Annotated in this window: 20 protein-coding genes and 2 pseudogenes; 18 read left to right on the plus strand and 4 right to left on the minus strand. The window is 58.8% G+C overall.

Features of this window, described 5'->3' with window-relative positions:
* Nucleotides 1-2: 2 nt before the first annotated feature.
* Complete coding sequence (locus AC25BC_RS31775) at nucleotides 3-1346, minus strand: amidase family protein (RefSeq protein WP_128439538.1); 1344 nt, start codon at nucleotides 1344-1346, stop codon at nucleotides 3-5.
* Nucleotides 1347-1363: 17 nt separating this feature from the next.
* Nucleotides 1364-2029, minus strand: a complete 666-nt coding sequence (locus AC25BC_RS31780; RefSeq protein ID WP_003555084.1) for an FMN-dependent NADH-azoreductase — start codon at nucleotides 2027-2029, stop codon at nucleotides 1364-1366.
* A gap of 287 nt (nucleotides 2030-2316) precedes the next feature.
* Between AC25BC_RS31780 and AC25BC_RS31785 the strand changes: the two genes are divergently transcribed.
* Together AC25BC_RS31785 and AC25BC_RS31790 are read left to right on the plus strand one after the other, a co-directional pair.
* Nucleotides 2317-3756 (plus strand): purine-cytosine permease family protein, encoded by a 1440-nt coding sequence (locus AC25BC_RS31785; RefSeq protein ID WP_003555083.1) that lies wholly within the window; start codon nucleotides 2317-2319, stop codon nucleotides 3754-3756.
* Nucleotides 3757-3807: 51 nt separating this feature from the next.
* Entirely contained in the window at nucleotides 3808-4365 is a 558-nt protein-coding gene (locus AC25BC_RS31790) for a VOC family protein (RefSeq protein WP_003555081.1), read from the plus strand.
* A gap of 216 nt (nucleotides 4366-4581) precedes the next feature.
* Here AC25BC_RS31790 and AC25BC_RS31795 read toward each other — a convergent pair whose 3' ends face one another.
* Nucleotides 4582-5544 carry a LysR substrate-binding domain-containing protein gene (locus tag AC25BC_RS31795; protein WP_003555080.1) on the minus strand — a complete coding sequence of 321 codons (963 nt, stop codon included), beginning with the start codon at nucleotides 5542-5544 and terminating at the stop codon, nucleotides 4582-4584.
* Between the two features lie 112 nt (nucleotides 5545-5656).
* On the opposite strand from AC25BC_RS31795, the gene AC25BC_RS31800 reads away from it, so the two are divergent.
* Nucleotides 5657-6118: a TspO/MBR family protein gene (locus tag AC25BC_RS31800; protein ID WP_012760403.1), complete on the plus strand. Its 462-nt coding sequence runs from the start codon at nucleotides 5657-5659 to the stop codon at nucleotides 6116-6118.
* 24 nt (nucleotides 6119-6142) lie between these two features.
* Nucleotides 6143-6338 (plus strand): annotated as a pseudogene (locus AC25BC_RS31805) (PIN domain-containing protein); the annotation flags it as partial.
* A 330-nt stretch (nucleotides 6339-6668) separates the two neighbouring features.
* On the opposite strand, the gene AC25BC_RS31810 reads toward AC25BC_RS31805, so the two are convergent.
* Nucleotides 6669-7817 (minus strand): mandelate racemase/muconate lactonizing enzyme family protein, encoded by a 1149-nt coding sequence (locus AC25BC_RS31810; protein ID WP_164903019.1) that lies wholly within the window; start codon nucleotides 7815-7817, stop codon nucleotides 6669-6671.
* Nucleotides 7818-7878: 61 nt separating this feature from the next.
* Between AC25BC_RS31810 and AC25BC_RS31815 the strand changes: the two genes are divergently transcribed.
* From AC25BC_RS31815 to AC25BC_RS31880, 14 genes and pseudogenes are all read left to right on the plus strand, one after another.
* Entirely contained in the window at nucleotides 7879-8574 is a 696-nt protein-coding gene (locus tag AC25BC_RS31815) for a GntR family transcriptional regulator (RefSeq protein WP_012760401.1), read from the plus strand.
* 104 nt (nucleotides 8575-8678) lie between these two features.
* Complete coding sequence (locus AC25BC_RS31820) at nucleotides 8679-9917, plus strand: ABC transporter substrate-binding protein (protein ID WP_128439563.1); 1239 nt, start codon at nucleotides 8679-8681, stop codon at nucleotides 9915-9917.
* Between the two features lie 58 nt (nucleotides 9918-9975).
* Complete coding sequence (locus AC25BC_RS31825; RefSeq protein ID WP_017997327.1) at nucleotides 9976-10893, plus strand: carbohydrate ABC transporter permease; 918 nt, start codon at nucleotides 9976-9978, stop codon at nucleotides 10891-10893.
* A complete protein-coding gene (locus AC25BC_RS31830) occupies nucleotides 10890-11741 on the plus strand; it encodes a carbohydrate ABC transporter permease (protein ID WP_206642395.1) in 852 nt (283 codons plus the stop codon). The genes AC25BC_RS31825 and AC25BC_RS31830 overlap by 4 nt, the downstream gene beginning before the upstream one ends.
* Before the next feature lie 9 nt (nucleotides 11742-11750).
* Nucleotides 11751-12848 (plus strand): ABC transporter ATP-binding protein, encoded by a 1098-nt coding sequence (locus tag AC25BC_RS31835; RefSeq protein ID WP_012760397.1) that lies wholly within the window; start codon nucleotides 11751-11753, stop codon nucleotides 12846-12848.
* 96 nt (nucleotides 12849-12944) lie between these two features.
* Nucleotides 12945-13178 (plus strand): annotated as a pseudogene (locus AC25BC_RS31840) (hypothetical protein); the annotation flags it as partial.
* 400 nt (nucleotides 13179-13578) lie between these two features.
* Nucleotides 13579-14589 (plus strand): GlxA family transcriptional regulator, encoded by a 1011-nt coding sequence (locus AC25BC_RS31845; RefSeq protein WP_012760395.1) that lies wholly within the window; start codon nucleotides 13579-13581, stop codon nucleotides 14587-14589.
* A gap of 185 nt (nucleotides 14590-14774) precedes the next feature.
* Nucleotides 14775-16451, plus strand: coding sequence for an ABC transporter substrate-binding protein (locus tag AC25BC_RS31850; protein WP_245459858.1), 1677 nt, complete (start codon nucleotides 14775-14777; stop codon nucleotides 16449-16451).
* Nucleotides 16452-16521: 70 nt separating this feature from the next.
* Nucleotides 16522-17535, plus strand: a complete 1014-nt coding sequence (locus tag AC25BC_RS31855) for an ABC transporter permease (protein ID WP_128439540.1) — start codon at nucleotides 16522-16524, stop codon at nucleotides 17533-17535.
* A gap of 3 nt (nucleotides 17536-17538) precedes the next feature.
* Nucleotides 17539-18414 carry an ABC transporter permease gene (locus tag AC25BC_RS31860; protein ID WP_012760392.1) on the plus strand — a complete coding sequence of 292 codons (876 nt, stop codon included), beginning with the start codon at nucleotides 17539-17541 and terminating at the stop codon, nucleotides 18412-18414.
* A complete protein-coding gene (locus AC25BC_RS31865) occupies nucleotides 18411-20501 on the plus strand; it encodes a dipeptide ABC transporter ATP-binding protein (RefSeq protein ID WP_017997319.1) in 2091 nt (696 codons plus the stop codon). Before AC25BC_RS31860 ends, AC25BC_RS31865 begins: the two co-directional genes overlap by 4 nt.
* Nucleotides 20501-21760, plus strand: coding sequence for an MFS transporter (locus AC25BC_RS31870; protein WP_017997318.1), 1260 nt, complete (start codon nucleotides 20501-20503; stop codon nucleotides 21758-21760). The genes AC25BC_RS31865 and AC25BC_RS31870 overlap by 1 nt, the downstream gene beginning before the upstream one ends.
* On the plus strand, nucleotides 21757-23190 hold the full coding sequence (gene hydA / locus AC25BC_RS31875; RefSeq protein WP_012760389.1) for a dihydropyrimidinase: 1434 nt from the start codon (nucleotides 21757-21759) through the stop codon (nucleotides 23188-23190). Before AC25BC_RS31870 ends, hydA begins: the two co-directional genes overlap by 4 nt.
* A complete protein-coding gene (locus AC25BC_RS31880; protein ID WP_012760388.1) occupies nucleotides 23187-23948 on the plus strand; it encodes an SDR family NAD(P)-dependent oxidoreductase in 762 nt (253 codons plus the stop codon). Before hydA ends, AC25BC_RS31880 begins: the two co-directional genes overlap by 4 nt.
* Nucleotides 23949-23976: the final 28 nt, after the last annotated feature.

Here is a 23976-nt window from a genome sequence, read left to right on the forward strand (position 1 = left end):
GGTTATTTTCCTTGTGATCTGAGAATATGGTCGATGCGGACCGCCGATCGAAGCAGGCGGCCATCCTGGCCATTCGGTGCTGAGAACAGAGCCGAGGTATTGCCGCCGGAACCGTCCGTGCCGGTCGGGATCGCGAAGCCCGGCATGTCGAGAAAGCTTCCGATCATCGTCAGCGACAGGGTTTCCAGGTTGACCCGCGAGAACACGTCGTCGTCTTCCACATCGAGAAGGTGCGGAGCCGCATGTTTGACCGTGGGGATGACAAGTATCCGGCCTCTGAGTGCCTGTGCCGCGTCGAGCATGAGTTGTCGCCGCTCGCGGTAAAGCGTGGTGACCTGCTCCTGAGAAAACCCTGATGATGCGAGGAGCCGCGAACGGACCCTACGGTCCAGGATGATACCGTTCTTGCTTGTCACGACGTCCTTCAGAAAAATCCACGCCTCATGGGAACCCAACCAGCCGCTTGTGGCGATGAGGTCGCGCACCCGTGAAATGACATCGACGCGGCCGGAGGTCACTCTGGCACCGGCCCGCGCAACCGCTGCCAGCGCGATTTCCAGATTTTTCCTGACGTCGGGCTGGACATCCAGTTCATTGAGGATCGCGCTATCGATCACGAGATCGAGTTGGTCCGTCGGGAGGGGGCGGACAGGCTCCGGGGCGATCCCGCGCATGGCCTGATCGATCAGCAGGCAATCCGAAGCGGAGCGCGCGATGGGGCCAAGCGTATCGAAGGAGCTGGCAAGCGGATGGACGCCCCGCATGGGATATCGACCCGTGGAGGGCCGAAATCCGTGCAAGCCGTTGAAAGCGGCGGGAACGCGAATGGACCCGGCCGTATCGGAGCCGATAGCGGCGAGGACGACGCCCCGCTCGACCGCGATCGCCGAGCCTGAAGACGACCCGCCCGGGACGCGCTGTTCCGGGGCATAGCCGGGAATCGGAGTTCCAAAATGGGGGTTGATGCCAAGGCCGGAGAACGCAAACTCGCTGAGGTTTGTTTTTCCGATCGATATGAGCCCCACACCGTGGATCGAGGAGACAACCTCGGCATCCTCTCGGGCCGGTGCCAGATTTCTGCGGATCTCCGATCCCGCGGTCGTCACGGTTCCGGCAATGTCGAGGAGATCCTTGACCGCAATCGGAACACCGTCGAAGGCACTCAGCGGCTTGCCCTCCCGGTGGCGACGATCCGACGCTTCGGCCCGAACCAAAGCCTGATCGGCGTGGATGGATATGAAGGCATGGGGCGCGGAGACGGCCCGCGACAATGCCTCATCGACAAGCTGCATCGATGTTGTTCGACCGGTGGCAAGGGCCAGCGCGACTTCGGAAAGGCTTTGCATTTGGAGTTCTTTCCGGCTCACTCGGCAGCGATCGGGCAAACTTGGCCGATCAGCTGGTCGACGAGGCACGGCACCGCCTCAAAAGCCTCCCGGACCGATTTTTCATGCCTTTCGTCGCCGAATTCCTGATAGTCGATGGCAAGCACGTGGCTCTCTTCGACGCCGAGATAGTTGGCGCAGGTGACAATGTGCGTCTCCAGATGGTTCATGTGTTCGCGAACCCCACCGACGCCGAAGCCGAACTCGCCTCTCGCGCTGAGTATGACGAGCGTCTTGCCCGACATGATCGGTGCCAGGGGGTAGTCGCCTCTTTGAAGATCGAAAGTGAAGGTTTTCCCGATCCGGATGACTTTGTCGAACCAGGACTTGAGAGCCGCGGGCATTCCATAATTGTGCATCGGCGCGCCGATGACGATCAGGTCTGAACGGCCGACCTCGTCGATGAGGGTGTCGGAGAGCTTCAGTTCCCGCTGTTGAGCCGGAGTGAGCGTCTCGGCGGGCGTGAAGACGGCGGCGATCCATTCTTCGGTGATGATCGGCGGTGGAGACCGTCCGATATCACGCGTTATGACGACCGCCGACGGATCCTTTGTCTTCCAGTGATCGACAAAGGCCGCAGAAAGCCGACGGCTTAAGGATCGGTCGCCGCGAGGGCTCGCATCAATATGCAAAATCGTGGTCATGAATATGCCTTTCGCTGAAGATCTAAGACCGTTGGATCATCGCGCAGATCGGCATGCATGCGTTATTGAGGTTTCTTTTGGAACTCTTGAGTTAAACTTAAGAATAAATCCCGGCCAGAACGCAGAGGCAGCCATATAGGGCTGCCAAGCAATCCCGTCTTACATGTTTCTCCCCTACTTTCCACTTTGGCTCAACCCGGGTTGAGAAGTTTTCATTTTCATAAATCTGTCACACCTGCGGAAAGTGGCGTCCGGGAGTAGGAGCAACAACCTGACAGGGGAATCCAATGTCAAAATCCGCCAATTTCACCTCAGACGAACTGTCGGCATACGACGTCCATGGCATCGCGCCGGTTCCAGTGTCGCACCGAACGTCATCACCACTCGACCAATTCTGGATCTGGGCCGGCGCGAACGTCGCTCCGATCAACTGGGTTCTGGGAGCGCTCGGAATCCAGATGGGGCTTAGCCTCTGGGATACGTTTCTCGTCATTGCGATCGGCAATCTCGTGGGGGCAGCGCTTTTCGCCACATTCTGCCTCATGGGATACCGAACCGGCGTTCCGCAGATGGTTCTCACTCGCCTCGCCTTCGGTCGCCGCGGCGCCTACCTGCCGACTTTCGTGCAGCTTCTCATGGCGATGGGCTGGGTGGCGACGAACACCTGGATCGTACTCGATCTTTCGGTCGCTGCGCTCGATCGCATGGGAATTGGTGGTGGGATGGAGGTGAAATATGCGATCGCCCTCGTCATCATGGTGGTCCAGATCGGGATAGCCGCTTGGGGCTTCAATGCGATCAAGTATTTCGAGCGCTACACGATGCCGGCGATCCTGCTGATCATGGTCGCGATGACATTCATGGCGTCTTTTACGGTTGATATCCAATGGTCCACCTCAACAGTCACGGGTATCGCGCGGTGGTCCGCGATGAGCCAGCTGATGACGGCAATCGGTATTGGCTGGGGCATATCCTGGCTGGTCTATGCGTCTGACTACACGCGGTTTTCAAAACCAGGCTTGAAACCGTCCAGCGTCTTCAAGGCAACGTTCCTGGGAATGTTCGTGCCCACGGTCTGGCTCGCCACGCTCGGCGCGGCGATTGCTTCCGCCGGCGTCGGGTCCGATCCGGCCCAGCTCATCATCGCGGCGTTTGGCGTGATGGCCTTGCCGGTCCTGCTCGTGCTGGTTCACGGGCCGATCGCAACGAACATCGTCGTCATTTATTCCGCCGCGCTTTCAAGCCTTGCCATGGATATCAACAAGCCCCGCTGGGTCGTTTCGCTCGCTTGCGGCGTTGCGGGATCGATCATTCTCTACGGCTTCATGCAGTCGCAAGATTTCGCGCATGCGTTCGAAACGTTCATGGTGACGATGGTCGTCTGGATCAGCCCCTGGGCTGGCGTAACCGCTGCCGATTTCTTCGTTATGCGCCGCGGGTCGATCAATGTCGACGAATTGTACAAGCCGCACACGACGAGCCGGCTCGGTGACGTCAACTGGACCGGCGTCCTGTCATTGCTGGTCGGCGTCTTCGCTGCCTATCTCTTCCAGATGAGCGTCGTCGAAGTCCTTCAAGGCCCCCTTGCCCTTGGCCTGGGCGGAATTGATCTTTCCTGGCTGGCCGGCTTTGTCGTCGCGTTCATGGCCTACATCGTTTCTCACAAGCTCCGAAGGACCGCGGATGTCGGCGCGTCCGCACTGACGTTGCCTGTCCGTGGCGAATGAGACCGAAGGGGTCGCGGCAGCGCGACCATCTCTCCGAGAAAAGGAAATGCAATGACTATCGTTCTTCAACAGGACAGCGTCCTGAAGGCGCTTTCCGGCGGGGCTGAAACCGATTCTTTCCTCGGCAACGTGGTGGAATTGGCGATCGTCACGAGCGATCACAAACGTACCATGGACGGCCTGCTGAAGCTCGGCATTGGACCTTGGCGCGTTTACAAGTTCAGCCCCGAAAACACGGAAAACCAGACCTACAGGGGTGAAGCGGTTTCATTCGAGCTCACCGTCTGCTTTGCGCAGTCTGGCAATATGGTCTGGGAACTGATGGAGCCGGTCTCCGGCCCGACGATCTTCGCGGACTTCCTCAAGGCGCACGGCGAAGGCATTCATCACGTGGCCTATGACTGCAACAATATCCCCTTCGAGGAACGGATTGCGGAATTCGAGCGCCGCGGTTTCAAGAAGATACAATCGGGGTCGTGGATGGGGCGTAACCACTTCGCATTCTTCGCCACCGAGGAGGATACAACCACCTGCTTCGAGACATATGCGTTCCCGGATGACTGGGACTATCCGGAACCCGACTCCTGGTATCCACCGCTGCGGGATTGAGCCCGACTTAAAAATCCTGCCCGCCCTTTGAGGGGGTGGACAGGACCGACGGCTTCAAGGATGCCGAAATGGCTTGGTTTTATCTCGCGCTGGCGGGGTTTTTCGAGTGTGGGTCGGGGATCGAACCGAAATATACGCACGGCTTCACACAGACTCGGTAAACGTCCGGTGGCTCCGTTTCATGACCATACGCCCGCGTCGGGAAAACCTAGGCCGCTAATCCACGCGACCGTCATTGAAAGCCTTGCGCAGGATCTCCACGAAATCCAGTGCTACACGCGATAGCTGGTCGTGAATGGGGTAAAGAATGGCGATCTGGTATGTGATCGTCGGCTCGAAAGGGCGCAGTTCGACCTTGTCGGTAAAGGCCGCGCTGATCACAGGGTCGATAAGCCCGACGCCGTGACCGGAAGCGACGAATTCGCAAGCGCTCGTGAGGAATTCCGTCTCAACAATGACATTCCAGGCGGCATTCATCTTTGAAAAAGCAGCGGCGGTACTGAGGTAGAGGGGATCGCCCTTGAAAAGAGTCACGAAGGGAATTCCGTCGAGCTCTCGTGGCGTGAGCGTGTCGAAGCGACACAGCGGATGTCCCTTCGGAAGCATGCATACGCAATCGAACGAGAACACCTCCATATGCGAGATAGGATAATTCGTCGGAAGTTCGGAGATCGCGATGTCGAATGTATTCGTAGAGATTAGTTCCTTGACCGCCTGGGATGGCCGCGTGATGATCTTGAGTTGCAGGTCGGGCCTGTCCGCCGCGAACGATGACATGAGCCGTGGCAGCAAGCTTATCGAAACATTGGGATAGGCAACGATGCTGAGGGAACCGCGCCGGCCGGACCTGATCTCCCGCGCGGCCTGCGCAGTTCCTTCGATCGCGTCGAGGGCCTTGCTTGCTTCAACGTAAAATAGCTGGGCTTCGGGGGTCGGATGCAGCCGCGAACCACGTCTGACGAAAAGCGTCAGGCCAATCGAATGTTCAAGTGCGGCAATCGTGGTGCTGACGGCAGGCTGCGACATTCTAAGCATTTCCGCGGCGCGGGTCATGGTGCCGTGGAGCATGAGCGCGCGAAAGCATTCGAGTTGTCGTAATCTCATGCCTTCTGGTAATTTCTTCTTCGGCCAACCACAATCGTTTTTCTGCTGTCGCGGATTGATACCTTCAATCGGCATCGGCAGACCTGGTCGTCGGCGCTCCAGGTGCGGCTCGATGCATCATCGCGATCTTGCACGGCTATCTGTTCGGGAAAATATTCCGTGAAATCGAGCATGGAGGCTCAGGCGAATGAGCAGTATCAAGGTTCGGCCGCCTCTTCTGGCGATTTTTGTCATTGGCGTCGTGGGTGTCGGATTCGCGATCGGTCTAACCATCAGGCCGGGCGCGTGGTACGAGTCGCTCGAGAAGCCGTTCTTCACCCCTCCAAACTGGGTGTTCGGTCCAGTGTGGACAGTCGTATATTTGCTGATCGCGATAGCGGGCTGGCGCGTAGCGTTGAGCGAAGGTTTCAGCTCGTCGGCGTTCCGTCTTTGGGGATTGCAGATGGTGTTGAATTGGGCGTGGACCCCGATCTTCTTTGGTGCCCACTCTATCTCGCTGGGGCTGATAACGATCCTGAGCTTGTCGGCGGTTGCTATGTTTTTTATGGCCAAGGCTCGTGACGGGTGGGCGTTCTGGTGTTTCGCACCGTATATTGTCTGGCTGTGTTATGCTTCCGCATTGAACGCGGCAATCCTGGCGCTCAACTGAGATGGATTATTTCCGAGGTGCTCCTCAGGCAAACCGCAAACTATCCTTCGCGATCGCCTGGAGGACGAAGTGCTTCCCCATTTTGCCGAACGGAAGGCGATCGCAAGGCGGATGGATATATTGCGGCCACCGCCGTAGCGAACGGCCTTGCCGTCGCAACTCGCGACACAAGCCCTTTGAGGTCGCTGGGTTGAAAGTGATTAGCCCCTGGCTCCCATAAACATCCTGTGATTTTAGGTGCCGTGGGTTCGACTCCCATCAAGCCCGGCTATGCTCAGCGACTGATTGCATAGTTATTCATTCGGTATCTTCGAATTCCGGAGGACGGGATCTGCATTGCTTCACAGATGGTTGGTCTGGGCGGCAAGGCAGATAGCTTCACGAGATTCCTGATGGTTTCAGATAATTCTCACAGAAACCGGCGACCGGTGGACAACCTGTGTCCGGGATCAAGACGCTGTCACCAGGCATGATGACGGTGAGGAAAACCGACACCATAAGGCTTTGCCAGAAGACATTACCGCATCAAACGGCCCAACGAGCTTGCGCATCACATTCCATTCAAACGAGGAAGGCGTGAATTTTCAGGTGGTTCACCAAGTTCCGAACCATCCAGTCGCTTCGGGCGCGACCACTGCTCACGTGATACTTCGCTAAGAACAAGACCATGGCCTGGCCGATCGGGAGCATAGGCGAATCCATCGCGGATTAGGATCGGCTGCTCCACAAGGTGATCAAAATTCTGGAACGAGTATTCGAGCCACTCGACTTCCGGGAGTGCGACGGCCATGTGGACGCCTACTTCCAGGAACGTATTTCCCAAGCAAACCGGAATGCCAAGCTCGGCAGCCAGCCATCCGATGCGCATGACGTCCGTGACCTGGCCATGAACATTGAGCAGATCGGTTGCGAAGTTCTCCATGAGGAGACGCTTTCCACTGGCATCCAGATACTCTCCGCTGTTGATCTGCGTCCAGTTCACGGCGTGACGGAGCGTACGCAAGCCCTCGAAGTCATGGCGAAGAATTGGATCCTCTACCCACAGCAGGTCATGGCCCGCATCGCGGATCGCCGTCAATTTGACGAGCGCCTCCTTGGAATTCCAGGCTTCATTCGGGTCGATCATAATCTGCGACCCGGCGGGGACGACCTCTTTGAGCAGGTCGAGCCGGCGCATGTCCCGCCGGAAGTCGCGATGACCGACCTTGATTTTGAATGCCTGGTAGCCGAGGGCGGCGGCGTGCGAGAACAGCGCGCGGAATGCCTCGTCGCTGAGATGAAAGTCTAGACCGCTGGCATAGGCGCGGACCCGGTCACGGCGGCTTCCGAGCAGCTTATGCAAAGGCAATCCCACTTCCTTGGCCGCCAGGTCCCACAATGCGACCTGAAGAGCTTCGTGAAACGGCAGCGAGAAAGCCCGCTGATTGCCGCCTCGCGGGCGGTTGACGCGATGGACCAGCCCGATCGCTTCTTGCCCCGCGATCGCGGGCCATGCTTCATGCTTGAACACGGCTTCGATCTCTGCTTGATCCGGCAGGGGGTGAAAGAGCGTTTGAATAAAGCCGAGCCCAACCTTTCCGGTTTCGCCGATAAGTTCGAGAGCGGCCACGTTGACGTCATCTGCACGGACCTGACTGTCGCCGATTACCCTGTCGCGGGCGAATTGAAATCGGGTTATACGAAATCCGGATAGGGGCATGGAGCGTGCTCTCTGATCGCTTTATATTGATAACTGATCTATCAGAGGTATTATCGGACGGATGAAAAAATCGCAAGCGCGCAAAGCGAAGGCAACTGTACCGGAAGTCGCTGCCCCCCGGCTCAGCGATCTCGCCTATGATCGCATCCTCGAAAGCCTGTTTGAACGAAGGGTCCCTGTTGGCGCATTTATCTCCCAAAGCGAACTGTCCGAGATTGTCAGCGTGCCAGTTGCGCCGCTTCGCGATGCGTTGCGCATGCTGGAAGCCGAAGGCATTCTGACAATCCATCCTCGTTCCGGCATCCAGTTCGTGAGGCCCGGCCTTGAGCTAACGCGCTCGACGTACCAATTCCGCGCGATCATTGAACGCTCAGCGATTCGCGTGTTCGCCGAGGAAGCCGGAGAGGACTTGATGAACAGCTTGGAAGTCCGGCATTCCAGGCTTTTGCGAAAGCTCGAGAAGGATGGTCTAACGCCTGACCATATTGCGGAAATGGACCTCATCGAGCTCGATCTTCACGGTCAAATCATCGCCGCCTTGCGCAATCCACTCATCGATACCGCATACCGGCGCATGCACAACTATCTGCGTTTGCTGCGATTGGAGCGCAAGGTGACGCCCCCCATGCTTATTCGAACGCTGAAGGAGCATCTGGAAATCCTTGAAGCATGCTCTTCGAGAAACGCCGACGCGGCGGAGAAGGCGCTTCAAGCCCATTTCCAGGCGGCGATAAATCGCAATCTCGGCTTGGCTTGATCCCAGGCTATCTAGGTCAACTCTGGTGTTGCCGTACCTTCAAAAGGCTGCTATCTCCATCTGATCGATCAGATCGCCATTCTGATATCTGGGAGGATGAAGAGATGCAGATCACCAAACGCGAATTCCTTGTTGCGACAGCAGCGCTAGCGCTTGCCAGTGGTGTCCGCTCCGCAAGTGCTGCCACAGCGATCAATTATTGGCATCACTTCGCCAGCCAGTCGGAAATGGCCGGCCTGGTGAAAATCATCGAGCTGTTTGGGAAATCCCATCCAGGCATCACGGTCACACAAGAGAGCATTCCGAATTCGGAATATATGGCTAAGGTTTCATCGGCTGTCGTGGCCGGCGGGCGGCCCGACACCGGAATGGTCATTGCGGAACGCTTTGCCGATCTGACGGCGATGGGCGCGCTGACCGATATCACCGAGCGGGTGAAAGGATGGAAGGGAAAAGCCAATCTGCCGGAGAACCGGTGGGCTGGCATGTCTCAGGACGGCGCGATATACGCGGTTCCGGCCTATGCTTTCGTCGACTGGATGTACTACCGGAAAGACTATTTCGAAGAAGCGGGCCTTTCGGGCCCACCAAGGACTTTTGATGAGTTTGTCACCGCTTGCCGGAAGCTCACCGATCCGGCAAAGGGACGCTACGCTTTCGGAATGCGCGGGGGCGCGGGGGCGTTCAAATACGTCATCGACGTCATGGAGGCCTTTGGCTCGCCAATTGTAAAGGACGGTCAGGCGGCCATCGATAAGGCTGCCGCGGTGGAGGCGATCACCTTCTACTCAAGTCTGTTCTTGAAAGAGAAAGTCGTTCCTCCAAGCGTGCCGAACGACAGCTATCGGCAGATCATGGAAGGTTTCCGAACTGGCCAGACAGCCATGGTCTGGCACCATACCGGATCGCTGATCGAAATCTCGGCCGCCTTGAAGCCGGGAGAGCAGTTCGCCACCGCTCCAATGCCCGCGGGACCGAAGGCACATATCGCGCGTGTTGCCTACGCCGGCAACGGCATCATGAAGGACGACAATATCGACGCTGCCTGGGACTGGATCAGCTTCTGGGGAGAAAAAGACGCGGCGATAGCCTTGTTGGAAGCTACGGGTTATTTCCCGGCATCAACGGCAGCGCTTGAGGATGAGCGCATCAAGACCAATCCAATCTACCAAGCCGCTTCGCAGACGCTCGACTTCGGTCGTCTGCCGAACAGTTTCGTCGGCGCTGCGGGCTGGTCCGAAAATGTCGTCAATCCCACGTTCCAATCCGTTCTGACGGGTCAACTCAGCCCTGAGCAGGCCGTCGACCGAATGATCGAGGGCCTGGAAACCGCGCTCCGGTAGCGAACCGACGCGACGAGAAGTCGTCGCGTCCCAGAGGACGGCAAGCCGCCGTGAAAAAATGAAGCCAGCCTTGCACCGTGGTCCACTTACGCTTCTCGGCGACCTGTCCGAAACACGCTACTGGGTCTACTTTCTGCTGTTTCCGAGCCTGATCCTGCTTTTGCTGGTGGTCGCCTATCCGACCCTTTATGGCTTCGTCATCAGTGTACGTGAAATGCGTCTCACCCGACCAGCTCTCAACGGCTGGGTCGGGGCAAAGCACTACGTCGCGATGATGTCGGATCGGGTGTTTTGGATATCATTGAAGAACACGGCGATCTGGGTGGCCGCAGCCATCGCAATCGAGGTGACACTTGGCTTCATCGCCGCAGTCGCGCTGAACCGCAATGTTCCAGGCACGAAGCTATTTGGTGTGTTGATCCTGCTTCCCTACTTTTTGCCGAACGTTGTCGCAGGGCATATGTGGGCGCTTTTGCTCGACCCTCGTCTGGGTGTCATCAACGATCTGCTGGTGCGCAGCGGCGTGTTGAGCACCTACAAGGCATGGTTCGCCGATCCGGCCACAGCCCTGGCCGCGACTATCCTTGTTGAGGCATGGCATGGGTTTCCATTCTTCGCACTGCTGTTTCTGGCCGGTCTCAAAGGCATTCCCGAAGATCTTTACAAAGCCGCTGCTGTCGACGGCGCAGGGCCGGTTCGGCAGTTCAAACTGATCACCGTGCCGATGCTGAGAACGGTGATCACCGCGGCCGTTATCCTGCGCGTGATCAGCCTGGTGAACTCACCCGATTTGCTGCTTGTTCTGACAGGTGGGGGGCCAGGAAACGCCACACAGGTGCTGTCGCTCTATGCCTTCCAAACCGCCTATCGCGAATTCAATTTCGGATATGCCGGGGCACTCTCGGTCGTCATGTTCGTCATCCTCATGGTGTTCGCAACCCTCTACATCAAGTTCACGCGGGTCTCCAAGGAATGACGATTTTCAAAACCCGTCGCGGTCGCCGCCTCATGGCCGATATCCTGACCTATGCCGTGCTCTTGACGATGACGACTTTCTGCCTCGGACCCATCGTCTGGATGTTTTTGACGTCCCTGAAGAACGAAGCCGACATCGTGACCTCCCAGATGCAGTACATTCCCCGCACGATTACGTTGCAGAACTACCGCGCAATCTGGACGCAATCGAATTTTCCGGTGCTGATCACAAACAGCCTGGTGGTGACGACGATCACGGTGGCGATCTGCGTCCTGACTGGAACGCTTGCAGCCTACGCATTCTCGCGGCTATCGTTCAGGGGCCGCGACAGACTAATGCTCAGCTACCTCCTGGTGCGGATGTTCCCGGCCGTCATGGTGATCATTCCGCTCTTTGTGATGATGCGGACCGTTGGCCTCGTCGACAGCCGCTTCGGCTTGGCGCTTGCCTATACCAGCTTTCTGCTGCCGCTGTTCGTCTGGATGCTTAAAGGTTTCTTTGACGCGGCCCCGAAAGAGCTTGAAAGCGCCGCCCGTATCGATGGGTCCACCAGATTGGGCGCCATGGTGCGCATCGTCTTGCCGCTCGCGCGCAACGGTCTTGTCGCCAGCTCGGTGTTTATCGCGATCGCCGCCTGGAACGAGTTCATTTTCGCGCTGATGCTGACGACCGGACAGGGATCGAGGACCTGGCCGGTCGGTCTGCAACTGATGGTCGGCGAGTTTCAACTGCCCTGGGGCGTTCTTGCTGCGGGTGGCATGCTCAGTATTCTGCCAGTCGTCATTCTGTTTGCGTTCGTCCAGCGCGCGATGGTCCAGGGCCTCACCGCAGGCGCGGTCAAGGGTTAGGAGACGATCATGTCGAGCTTGTCCATCAGGGATGTTCAAAAGTCTTATGGCGCATTCAAGGTGCTGCACGGAGTAGACGTCGACCTCGAGGATGGTGGCTTTCTCGTGCTCCTTGGACCGTCAGGATGCGGCAAGTCGACCTTGCTAAATATCATTGCGGGATTGGATGAGCCGTCGTCTGGTGATATCGCGATCGGCGATCGATCCGTGACGGCCCTCCCACCGAAGGATCGAAACATCGCCATGGTATTCCAGTCCTACGCGCTCTATCCGACCATGTCGGTTGAGCGGAACATTGGCTTTGGCCTCGAGATGCGTGGTGTTCCGGAGCAGCAGCGCAGGGCGGAGGTGCAAAAGGCGGCCGAACTGCTGCAGATCGGCCACCTTCTCGATCGGCTTCCAGCCAACCTCTCCGGCGGGCAGAGGCAGCGCGTTGCCATGGGGCGGGCGATTGTTCGCAGTCCGGATCTGTTTCTCTTCGACGAGCCGCTCTCAAACCTTGACGCGAAGCTGCGCGTCGAGATGAGGACCGAGATAAAAAGGCTGCACGAACGCCTCGGCACGACTATCGTCTACGTGACCCACGATCAGATCGAGGCGATGACGCTGGCGACCAAAGTCGCGGTGATGAAGGGCGGCTATGTCCAGCAGCTTGCCGATCCCAGGACCATCTACGAACGACCTGCAAACATGTTCGTCGCCGGCTTTATCGGATCTCCCGCGATGAACTTCATCAGGGGCGAATTGATCTCGGACGACGGCGGCTCCCGGTTTGAGAGCGGTGGCGTGATCGTGCCTGTCAGTATACCAGATAGCGCAGCCAGACGCCGGGATTGTGTCCTTGGGGTAAGACCGGAAGAGCTTAAGGTCGTCGAGAGGGATAATGCCGCGATCCACGGAGTGATAGACGTCGTGGAACCAACGGGTCCAGACACAATGGTCACCGCTGTGGTTGGCGACCACGCGATCGTGGCCAGAGCTGAAGCGCGCTTCCAGGGACGCAGAAGCGATCAGGTTCGTTTTAGCGTCGATGCGCAGAGCATCAACCTGTTCGATGCTGAAACTCAGGATCGAATAGAAACGGGGGTTAACCCACAGCACTTGTGAATTATCGGACCGCGAGTCCGGTCTCTGTCGAGAGCAAGATGACATTGGATAAAGCCACCTCGACATTGCCCACCATCCCTCTTGCGAATGTCTTTCGCCGCGCCCAATCCCTCGCGGATTGACGAAGGTACAGCGCGAAAACGCCGCAGACAGGCCAGGAAAGCGGACGTCGTCGATGTCGTTTCGCGACCATCTCCACGCCTTGCCATCGTTTCCGACGATGCAATCAGGCTTGATGGAGAAATCAGGCTGCTCCGGGATCAACTGGCGGGGAAGCTTCGGCTGCAAAACGCACAACTGAAGAGCATGCTGGATCGGTTCGAACGCTGAACGCCGCATTATCCACTCTCCGGGTTTCGGCCTGAAGAACATATAGTCTTTAAGGCGTCGCCGAAAACGCGGCTTAGGGCTGACTAGCGACCGAAACAGTAACCTGCGCTCGCGCTCGGATGTCCGCTGATCAAAAGAACTGGCGCCGGTTCGTATCTCGCGATGACGTTTGAATCCACGCAGGCGCCGGCATTATAATCGGGCTCAAAATCGACGAGCATAATGTGTCCATCAATTTGCGTTGCTTCATCGATGGCGAGGAACATTGCGGCCTTTGCGACTTGCGGCTCACCAAGCGATGACGCTTAGTCGTGGATGTTTGTGTTTCGTTGCCTGCCTAAGACCTGCGCTGGTGCGGACCGGCAAAAGCAGGGCAACCGGGATGTTTGGAGTTCGCCCCATGACGGATCAGACCTATACGCTTAAGCAATTGGCACAGGGGCATCGACCGATCCGGATCGGCTTTTTCCTGGTGCCGGACTTCCCTCTGATGACCTTTGCAGCGGCGCTCGACTCGTTGCGGCAGGGCAATCGTCTGGCCAAGCGAAAGGCCTTTGAGTGGCTCATCCTGTCGGCGGATGGCGGCCATGTGAAGTCCAGCAGCGGACTAGGCTTCGATGCAGATGCGGCAATCGGCAGGGCGCCGCGCTGCGATATCGTCATCCTCTGCGCAGGCATCAATTATGCCGATGCCTATGATGCCAATGTCTTTGCATGGTTGAGGCGCATCCATTCGGAGGGGTGCGTGCTTGGAGCAGTCAGCACTGCGGTCTTCTTCCTGGCAAAGGCGCGATTATTGGAAGGGCGACGATGTGCCGTTCATTGGGAGTCGCTTGCAAGCTTTCGCAGCGAGTTTCCGAACTGTCTCGCCACCGACGACATTTTCGCGATCGACGGACGTTTTCTGACCTCGTCGGGCGGAACGGTTACATTGGACATGATGCTTTACCTCATCTCTGCAGTGGAGGGTCGGGAGTTGGCAGCACTCATCTCGGACCAGTTCAACCACGCGCGGATACGGCGCCAGGATGACGTTCAGAGGATGTCGCCCGAAGATCGTTTCGGCATCCGGAACGCCAAGCTCGCCTTCGTTGTTCGTCGGATGGAAGCCAGCCTCGGCGATCCGGTCGAAATTTCCGATCTCGCCAGTAGCGTGGCGCTTTCGCTTCGACAGCTCGAGCGGCTGTTTCACGCCAACCTCGGCAAGAGTCCTACCAATTTCTACATAGAGCTTCGCATGACACGCGCGAAAGAACTGCTGGTCTACACGGAATTGGCGATCGGTGAGATCGCCGAAATCTGCGGTTATCAGTCGGCTTCGCATTTCGGCCGTTCATACCGCACGCGGTTTCGCGAGAGCCCTGCCGCGACTCGAAAGGCGGAGAAACGGCGAGAGGAGCCAATGTCATGAACAATGTCGATTCGCGCAGAGAAGATGTCGGATCACCGCATGTCACAGAGGTCCATCCCGTCTTAACGTAAATCAAGACGGATGGGTGACGGACAAAAAGTCCGCTGCGACCGAGCCTGGGGCGAGTGTCTTGCCGGCCGGTCCGACCAACAAAAATTCGGAACAGTTAAAGCGCTAACCAGGAGATGACAACCGTGGACAAGTCTGAGCATTCCTATATCCCGACTCTGGTCGAACAGATGTCGAGCGGCTCGATCGGCCGCCGAGAATTTCTGCGAAAAGCGACGCTTCTTGGTATTTCGGCCGCAGCCGCATATTCTCTGGCCGGCGTTCCGGTGCCAGGCGGCGCCCGGGCCGACGATATGCCGAAGGGCGGAAACCTGCGCATCGGCATGCGTTGCATGGAAATCAAGGATCCGCATCTGGCCGATTTCGCCGAAAAATCGAACGTCATCCGCCAAGTCTGCGAGTATCTGACCCTCACCGATCGCCACAACATTACCCATCCTTATCTGCTGGAAAAGTGGGAAGTCAGCGACGACCTGAAGACGTGGACGCTCCATCTCCGCACGGACGTCAAGTGGCGCAAGGGCAGGCCATTGACCGCAGACGACGTGATCTGGAACCTGAAGCGCGTCTGCGATCCAGCAATCGGTTCGTCGATGCTCGGGCTCTTCACCGGTTATCTCGTGCAGGAATACGAAACCGGCGAAAAGGACGAGAAAGGCAATCCCAAGAAGTCGAGCAAGCTCTGGGCCGACAACGCCATCGAGAAAGTCAACGACCACACCGTCCGTCTCAACTGCTCCTCGCCGCAGATTGCCGTGCCCGAGCACCTCTATCACTACCCGATGTTCATCATCGATCCCGAAGAAAATGGCGCTTTCGGTCCTGACGCGAACGGCACGGGTCCCTTCGTTATCACCGAATACGTCGTCGGCAAGGGCGCCAAGTACAAAGCCCGCACCGACTATTGGGGCACCGGGCCTTATCTCGATACGTTCGAATATGTCGACCTCGGCGACAATCCGGGGGCCGGTATCGCGGCCATAGCTTCCAAGCAGGTCGATGGCCTGTCGGAAGCCGACGCGGTCCAGATCAATGCGATGAAGAATTTCCCGCATGTGGCGGTCCACCAGGTCGAGACGACCCAGACGGTCGTTGCCCGCATGCACCCCGATATCGAGCAGTTCAAGGACAAGCGCGTGCGCCAGGCGATGCGCTATTCGATCGACCGCGACAAGGTCATTCAGACGGCACTCCTCGGCGCCGGCATTCCCGCCGAAGACCATCACGTCGCGCCCTCGCATCCCGAATACGCGGCACTGCCGAAATATCCGCGCGACATCGAAAAAGCGAAGAAGCTTCTGGCAGATGCCGGCTATCCGGATGGTTTCGAATTCGACATGGTCACACGTCCCGATCCGATCTGGGAACTGAACACGGCGCAGGTCCTTGCCGAGCAGTTCAAGGACATCGGCGTAAAGATCAACATCAAGTCCCTGCCCAGCGCCCAATACTGGGAAGTCTGGACAACGGCGCCATTCAGCCTGACTGCCTGGGGTCACCGGCCGCTGGCGATCATGACATTGTCGCTTGCCTATCGTTCGAATGCCGCCTGGAACGAGTCCAATTATTCCAACGCGGATTTCGACAAGCTGCTGACCGAAGCCGAGGGCATCCTCGATCCGAAGCAACGCAGCAAGGTCATGGCGAAGATCGAGGCGATCATGCAGGATGACGGGCCCATCGTTCAGCCCTTCTGGCGCGTCTTCTCGACCGTCATGGACAAGAAGGTCAAGGGCTTCGAGCTCCATCCTTCTCAATACATCTTCGCGCATCAATACGCGATCTCGGCGTAACCTCCCGGCTGGCGCCTGGCCGCGTTCGCGCGGTCGGGTGCTGGGCTCGGACATTCGGATTCCTCCGGCTATGGCGAATTTCTTCCTCAAGCGCTTGGCGATGATGGTCGTGACGATGCTCTGTGCTTCGTTTCTCGTCTTCGCCGTTTGCGAGTTCACTCCCGGCAGCGTGGCGCGCAAATCGCTCGGTCCTTTCGCTACCCAGCAGCAGGTGGACCTGCTGTCCCAGAAACTGAAGGCCAATGATCCGCTGCTGGTACGCTACGGCCGCTGGCTCGGTGTGCTCGTCGGCGCAATTCCCGATCCGCTTCAGGATCCGACCACCGGGTTAAGCTTCAAGGATCCGCGCGGCGCCCAGTACTTCGGCAACTTCGGCTACTCCACCCTGAATAAGCTGCCCGTCAACGATGTCATCTGGGATCGTCTCGGCAATACCTCGATCCTCGCCGGGCTGGCGTTCTTGCTGATCGTCCCGCTGTCGATCATTTTCGGCATCCTGTCGGGGTTGAAAGAAGGTGGGGTGCTGGACCGGACGCTATCGGTCATCTGTATCACCTTCACGTCTATTCCGGAGTTCGCGTCAGGCGTCTTCCTGGTGACGCTTTTCGTGATCCTCTGGCCGATCCTGCCAGGCACCAGTCCGCTCAACAGCGATGGCGGCTGGGCTGTGCCGTATCAGTTCGTCCTGCCCGTCGCGGTGCTCGTCATCTATGACTTCGGCTATGTGGCCCGCATGATCCGGGTCTCGATGATCGGCGTCATGGAGCGGCCCTATATCCGCACCGCAATCCTCAAGGGCATGAGCACGCGCCGCATGGTTCTCGGCCACGCGTTGCGGAATGCGATGATCGCGCCGTTCACCGTGTTGCTGCTGCAAATTAACTTTCTGATCAGCGGCGTCGTCGTCACCGAGCTCGTCTTTGCCTATCCGGGCTTCGGCCGCCTGATCCTCGATGCAAGTCTGTTCGGCGATATCGCAACGCTCGAGGCCGCTACATTGATCACCGTCGCCATCGCCGTTGTCACGCAGCTGCTTGGCGACCTTGGCTACATGCTGCTCGATCCACGCATCCGGGTGAGGTAAATCATGGCTGTTCGAGGCAATATCAGTGGAGTGATCGCCGCACCGCCAAAGCGTGCTGCAAGGCCCAACTGGATGCGCATCCTTCATTCGCGCACGGCCGTCGTCGGGTTGTGCCTTGTTCTCTTCTGGGTGCTTGCAGCCCTTCTTGCGCCCGTCCTGCCGCTACCGTCGCCGACTGATTCCGATGTCATGGCGATGAGCAACCCCTATCCTTCCGCTGCCCACTGGCTGGGAACCGATATTCTCGGTCGTGATATGCTGTCACGGTTGATCTTCGGCGCCCGCACAGTGCTCTCCGTTGCGCCGCTGTCGGTGGCGGTTGCCATGATCGTCGGCATCACGATGGGGATGATTGCAGGCTATTATGGGGGCTGGGTCGACGTGTTGATCAGCCGCTTCTCGGACATCATACTGGCATTTCCGGTTCTCGTTATCTACGTCATCCTGATCGCCAATATCGGACCGTCGGTCCTGAACATCGTCATTGCGACGATGATCGCCTCGGCGCCGGGTATCGGTCGCATAACGCGCGGCCTAGTGCTGGGTCTGAAGCAGCAGGAATATGTCGCGGCAGCAAAGCTGCGTGCGGAAAGCACGCTCTACATCATGATCGTCGAACTGCTGCCGAACTGCCGCAGCCTCCTGATCGTCGATGCCTGTCTGCGCATCGGCTACACGATCATCACCATCGGCATCCTCGGTTTCCTCGGCCTCGGTTTGCCGCCACCGAACCCGGACTGGGGTGGCATGGTCAAGGAAAGTGTCACTGTACTGAACGTCTGGCCACACATGTCGCTTATCCCGTCTGCCGCGCTCGTCAGTCTGGTCCTCGGCTTCAACCTGCTCGCCGACGGCATGCGGGAGGCATGGAAACCATGAACATCATCGCGTCCAGTCTTCAAGGAGCGGCCATGTCCATCACGCCAATGATCGATCGCGAACCCCTTCTCGACATTCGAAACCTGCGCATCGAGTTTCGCGGCAAGAGCGAAACGGTGGTTGCGATCCCCGATCTCTCGTTCAAGGTTATGCCCGGCGAAAGCTACGGTCTCGTGGGTGAATCGGGCTGCGGCAAGAGCACGACGGCCATGGCGATCATGGGTTATCTCGGCGCGACCGGCGTTGTTGCCGGCGGCAGCATCCGCTTCAACGGCAAGCAACTGGTCGATGCCGCCCCCAAGGAACTGCGTTCCATCCGCGGGCGGCAGATTGCGATGGTCTACCAGGATCCGATGAGTGCGCTCAATCCGGTGAAGACGATCGGTGCGCAGCTTGCCGAAGTCCCCCTGCTTCACATGGGCGCCAGCAAGAAAGACGCGATGGCCATGGCGGAAGCGATGCTTGCCGACGTCCGCTTGCCGGACCCTGGTGACATGATGAAGCGATATCCGCATCAGCTCTCCGGTGGCCAGCAACAGCGCGTGGTCATCGCCATGGCATTGCTTGCTAAGCCATCCCTTCTGCTGCTCGACGAACCAACGACCGGCCTCGATGTGACTGTCGAGGCTGCGGTCATCGATCTGATCGAAGAATTGCGCCAACGCTATTCGACCAGCCTGCTGTTCATCTCGCACAATCTCGGTTTGATCGCGGAAAGCTGCGATCGTCTCGGCATCATGTATTCCGGCGAGATGGTAGAAGAGGGAACGACATCAGAAGTATTCCGCCGGCCGAAACATCCGTATACGCGCGGCCTTATCGATTGCATTCCCGACATTACCGGCGATAAGCGCAGCCGCACGCTCGCTGCCATCCCGGGTTCGATCCCGCTGCCGCAGGAACGGCCGCAGGGCTGTCTGTTCGGGCCGCGCTGTTCGAGTTTTGTCTCCGGCCTCTGCGACCGTCCGGACCTTGCTCTGGAGCCGGCGGCGGAAGAGCATCTGGTGCGCTGCGTCCGCTGGCCCGAAATTTCGGCAGGAGAAGCGACGGTTGCTCCGGTCGAGACACAGATGATTGCAAGATCGACGGCGATAACATTGTCTGATGTGAACCGTCTCTACCCCGTCGGCCGCCGGAAGACCGTCAAGGCAAACGAAGCGGTCAGTTTCGAAGCGGCAACAGCCGAGATCGTGGCGCTGGTCGGCGAGTCCGGCTGCGGAAAATCCACGCTGGCGCGCATCGTGACGGGTCTCGACAAGGCGACGTCGGGCGAAATCCGCATGGCTGGCGAGAATATCGCCGAACTGCAGGCCAGCGAACGTCCACGCGCGCTGTTGCAACAGATCCAGATGATCTTTCAAAATCCGGATAGTACGCTCAATCCCTCGCATTCGGCCGCTTTTTCCATTCGTCGTTCGATCAAGAAATTCGGTATCCGCAAGGGAAAGGCGGAGATCGAACAGCGCGTCCGCGAGCTCCTGGAAATGGTGCGTCTATCTCCAGCCGTCGCGGACAGAAAGCCGAACCAGCTGTCCGGCGGTCAGAAGCAGCGTATCGCCATCGCACGCGCCTTTGCGGCGGAACCTTCGCTCATCGTCGCTGACGAACCTGTCTCGGCACTCGACGTTTCGGTGCAGGCCGCGGTCGTGACGCTTCTTCTCGATATTCAACGGGAAAAGCATGCCACGATGCTGTTCATCAGCCACGACCTGGCGCTGGTTCGTCACGTAGCAGACAAGGTTGTGGTCATGTATCTCGGCAAGATCATGGAGCAGGGGACCGTCGAGGAAGTCTTCAGTGAGGGTGCGCATCCCTATACCGAAGCACTTCTCTCAGCGATCCGCAGCCCGCACCCGGATGAAGCGCCGCGCGAGCGTATTCGCCTGTCCGGCGAAACACCGAGCGCGGTCAACGTACCCGCCGGCTGCCGTTTTGCGACGCGGTGCCATCGCAAGCTCGGCAGCATCTGCGACACCGCTCCGCCCCCACTGCGCAAGATGTCCGATACGCACGAGATTCTCTGCCACATCGATCAGGCAGATCTGGCCGCCCGGCCTTCCGTCCTTGCTTTCGCCGAAAAGGCATAATGATGCGCGATCCCGATCGGATTGGTGAATTCTGGCGGAAAGCCGCAGGGCTTCGTGCAATCCTGCATGTCATGGCGAGCATCTGCATCGTCGCGACTGGCAATTCTCTTCTGACGACCACGGTTTCCCTGCACCTCAGTGACCCCGCAATCGATCCCCACATCGTCCAGTTGTTGCTGACGGCGTTTCCCGTAGGCTTCCTTGCCGGCTGCCTCTCAGCTCGTGTCATGGTCGTCCGCTTGGGACACGAGCGGGCTTTCCTGGCCGTCGCATTGCTCGCTGCTTTCGGCGCCTGCGGCTACATGCTGACGCAAGCCGCTCCGGTCTGGTTCTGCCTGCGTCTGATAAACGGTTTTTCCATCGCAACGCTGTTCGTCGTGTCCGAAAGCTGGATCAATCTCTACGCTGACCAGAAGAACCGCGGAGCTTATTTCTCGCTCTATATGCTGATGACGTCGCTGGCGACCCTGTTTGCGCAATTGCTTGTCGAAGCGGCCGGAGCGGACTCTCCCCATCTCTTTCAGATCGTGCTCGGCGTCATCCTTCTTGGACTGATCTACGCCCGCTTTATCGGTGGACCCTGGCCCACCTTGCGCCTGCCGCTGGCAGTAGCGGTCGAGGCCGGCAACGCCCACTCCGGGCATCGCTATGGCATCTGGCGGCTCGTCGCTCTCGCACCGGTGGCTGTCGTCTGCGTCTTTCAAGCGGGCATGACGAATATGAATGTCTATACGATGACGCCGATCTATGCGGAGCGGGTGCACCTCGACGCGGCGGTGGCGGTGACACTGGTAACCGCTTTCAGCCTGGGCGGCATGCTCGCTCAGGCCCCGGTCGGATGGTTGTCGGATCGTATGGACCGGCGCGTTCTACTTCTCGTTCAGGGATTGGCGGGAGCAGGACTGTGCGCAGCAATCGCCTGGCCCGGAAGCTATCCGCAGATGCTTCTCTACGGTCTGTTTTTCGCCTATGGCGCAATTGCGCTGACGATCTATCCGGTCGGTATCGCTTACGCTAACTCACAGCTCGATAGCCGCCATATGGTCTCGGCATCGGGTAGCCTGCTGCTCCTTTATTCGATCGGCAACATCATGACACCTGGGCTCGCCGCCCAGCTGATGGAGCTGTTTGCACCGCAGGCACTCTTCCTTCTGCTCGGGAGCGGCGCGTTCCTGGTTGCTGTCGCTGCCTGCTTCAATCTCTTTCGCCGTCCGATCGGCGCCACCAAACCTTGCCTTGTTTCGGGAGGAAGCGAATGACGCCCGCCAAGCCTTATGACCTCGTGATCCGTCGTGGCCGTGTGGTACTGCCGGATGCGACCAGACAGATCGATATCGGCGTTCGCGACGGCGCGATTGCGGCGCTCGGGCCGGATCTGCCCGAGGGGAAACATGAAGTCGTGGCTGAGGGGCGCATCGTGCTGCCCGGCGGCGTCGATAGCCATTGCCACATGGATCAGCAGCCCTGGGAAGGGAAGGCGACAGCGGACGATTTCAACACCGGCACGCTGTCGGCGATGTGCGGCGGCACGACAACTGTCGTGCCTTTCGCCATGCAGATGCGTGGCCAGTCGCTACGCGACATCGTCGAGGATTATCACGAGCGCGCCCGTTCGAAAGCGCGTATCGACTATGGTTTTCACCTGATCGTCGGCGATCCATCAGCCGAAGTGTTGCGCGACGAGATCCCTCAGCTGATTGCCGAGGGCTGCACTTCGATCAAGATCTACCTGACCTATGACGGGCTGAAGCTCGACGATTATGAGGTGTTGAATGTGCTCGACCTTGCGCGTGCTCAAGGCGCGATGGTCATGGTTCACGCGGAAAACGATGCCTGCATTCGCTGGTTGACCGAAAAGTTCATCGCCTCGCGCAAGACTGAGCTGCGCTATCACGAAAAGGCGCATTCGGCGATCGGCGACCGTGAAGCGACCTTCCGGGCGATCAGCCTGTCGGAGCTGATCGAGACGCCGATTCTCGTCAGCCATGTCGCTGCGGGCGGCGCCGTCGAAGAAATCCGCCGCGCCAAGGCGCGGGGGCTTCCGATCTACGCCGAAACCTGCCCCCAATATCTTTTCCTTTCGGCCGAGGATATCGACACCCATGATCTCTCAGGCTCCAAATGCGTCTGCACGCCGCCGCCACGCGACAAGTCGAACCAGCCTGCAATCTGGGCCGGTATCCTGGACGGCACGCTGGAGGTTTTTTCTTCGGACCATTCGCCGTGGCACTATGCGGATAAGATAGCGGGCGGGCCGGGGACACCGTTCCACCGTATTCCTAACGGTATTCCCGGTATCGAGACACGGCTCGCCTTGCTCTTTTCTGCTGGTGTGAACGGCGGCCTGATCTCGCTGCAGAAATTCGCTGACCTGACCGCCGGCGCCCCGGCGCGGCTGTTCGGTCTTCATCCGCGCAAGGGCAGGATTGCCGTAGGCGCAGACGCCGATATCGCGATTTGGGATCCGGATCGCAGCATGACGATCACCAATTCGCTCCTGCATCACGCGACTGACTACACGCCTTATGAAGGACAGGTCGTCAAGGGCTGGCCCATCATGACGATCTCGCGGGGCGATATCGTCTGGGACGACGGAAGAATCATGGCCGAGCCCGGGCGCGGCCAGTTCATTGCCCGACAGCGACCTTTCCCACCGCAGCAAGGTCTTTCGAAGGTCCTCGCATCATGACCGCATCGATGTCACGTCTTGACGGCAAGGTGGTCTTTCTGACGGGCGCTGCGAGCGGTATCGGCGCGGCAATTGCGCGCCGCTGCATCGATGAAAGCGCTTCGGTGATCTGTGCGGATCAATCGCCGGAGGGCGTCTTGGCGCTCGCGCAATCCCTTGGCCCCCGTGCTTTCGGCATCCAGTGCGATGTGACCGACAATATTTCGGTCGGTCGCGCGGTAGGGACCGGTACCAGACATTTCGGTCGACTCGACGGTCTTGTGCACAATGCCGCGGCACCTTCGATGGACGGCACGGTCATCGATCTTGCTGAAAAGCAATGGCGACTGGAAATTGATGTCATCCTGACGGGTGCCTTTCTAGTCGGCAAGCACGCGCTTCCGGCGATGATCGAAGGCGGCGGCGGATCCGTCGTCTTCATCGCATCGCAGTTCGCGCATGTGGCGACCGGCAAGGCCGTCGCCTATTGCGCGGCAAAGGCCGGGCTCGTGCATCTCGCCAGGGCCATGGCGGTCGATCACGCCGGCGATGGTATCCGCGTCAACAGCCTGTCGCCTGGTGCCGTGGCGACGCCGAGATTGCTGCAGCGGTGGCCGGACCTCGAGGCGGCCAATGCCGGGCTCGGGCCTGCGCATTTGCTCGGCCGTATCGCCAAGCCTGATGAAATCGCTGCCGCCGCCGCCTTCCTCTTGTCGTCGGATGCATCGTTCGTCACCGGAACTGACCTCCTGGCCGACGGCGGCTACGTTACCCGCTGATACCTGCGTTGAAGATCTTTTGGATGGA

It is taken from the genome of Rhizobium sp. WSM409, from assembly GCF_057653825.1.

Excerpts from the sequence above, each read along its gene's own strand:
- AC25BC_RS31880 (WP_012760388.1), top strand. The coding sequence starts at position 23,187 with ATGACCGCATCGATGTCACGTCTTGACGGCAAGGTGGTCTTTCTGACG.
- AC25BC_RS31850 (WP_245459858.1), top strand. The coding sequence starts at position 14,775 with ATGACAACCGTGGACAAGTCTGAGCATTCCTATATCCCGACTCTGGTC.
- AC25BC_RS31785 (WP_003555083.1), top strand. The coding sequence starts at position 2,317 with ATGTCAAAATCCGCCAATTTCACCTCAGACGAACTGTCGGCATACGAC.
- AC25BC_RS31855 (WP_128439540.1), top strand. The coding sequence starts at position 16,522 with ATGGCGAATTTCTTCCTCAAGCGCTTGGCGATGATGGTCGTGACGATG.
- AC25BC_RS31810 (WP_164903019.1), bottom strand. The coding sequence starts at position 7,817 with ATGCCCCTATCCGGATTTCGTATAACCCGATTTCAATTCGCCCGCGAC.
- AC25BC_RS31835 (WP_012760397.1), top strand. The coding sequence starts at position 11,751 with ATGTCGAGCTTGTCCATCAGGGATGTTCAAAAGTCTTATGGCGCATTC.
- AC25BC_RS31800 (WP_012760403.1), top strand. The coding sequence starts at position 5,657 with ATGAGCAGTATCAAGGTTCGGCCGCCTCTTCTGGCGATTTTTGTCATT.
- AC25BC_RS31795 (WP_003555080.1), bottom strand. The coding sequence starts at position 5,544 with ATGCCGATTGAAGGTATCAATCCGCGACAGCAGAAAAACGATTGTGGT.
- AC25BC_RS31860 (WP_012760392.1), top strand. The coding sequence starts at position 17,539 with ATGGCTGTTCGAGGCAATATCAGTGGAGTGATCGCCGCACCGCCAAAG.
- AC25BC_RS31820 (WP_128439563.1), top strand. The coding sequence starts at position 8,679 with ATGCAGATCACCAAACGCGAATTCCTTGTTGCGACAGCAGCGCTAGCG.
- AC25BC_RS31830 (WP_206642395.1), top strand. The coding sequence starts at position 10,890 with ATGACGATTTTCAAAACCCGTCGCGGTCGCCGCCTCATGGCCGATATC.
- hydA (WP_012760389.1), top strand. The coding sequence starts at position 21,757 with ATGACGCCCGCCAAGCCTTATGACCTCGTGATCCGTCGTGGCCGTGTG.
- AC25BC_RS31780 (WP_003555084.1), bottom strand. The coding sequence starts at position 2,029 with ATGACCACGATTTTGCATATTGATGCGAGCCCTCGCGGCGACCGATCC.
- AC25BC_RS31870 (WP_017997318.1), top strand. The coding sequence starts at position 20,501 with ATGATGCGCGATCCCGATCGGATTGGTGAATTCTGGCGGAAAGCCGCA.
- AC25BC_RS31825 (WP_017997327.1), top strand. The coding sequence starts at position 9,976 with ATGAAGCCAGCCTTGCACCGTGGTCCACTTACGCTTCTCGGCGACCTG.
- AC25BC_RS31790 (WP_003555081.1), top strand. The coding sequence starts at position 3,808 with ATGACTATCGTTCTTCAACAGGACAGCGTCCTGAAGGCGCTTTCCGGC.
- AC25BC_RS31775 (WP_128439538.1), bottom strand. The coding sequence starts at position 1,346 with ATGCAAAGCCTTTCCGAAGTCGCGCTGGCCCTTGCCACCGGTCGAACA.
- AC25BC_RS31845 (WP_012760395.1), top strand. The coding sequence starts at position 13,579 with ATGACGGATCAGACCTATACGCTTAAGCAATTGGCACAGGGGCATCGA.
- AC25BC_RS31865 (WP_017997319.1), top strand. The coding sequence starts at position 18,411 with ATGAACATCATCGCGTCCAGTCTTCAAGGAGCGGCCATGTCCATCACG.
- AC25BC_RS31815 (WP_012760401.1), top strand. The coding sequence starts at position 7,879 with ATGAAAAAATCGCAAGCGCGCAAAGCGAAGGCAACTGTACCGGAAGTC.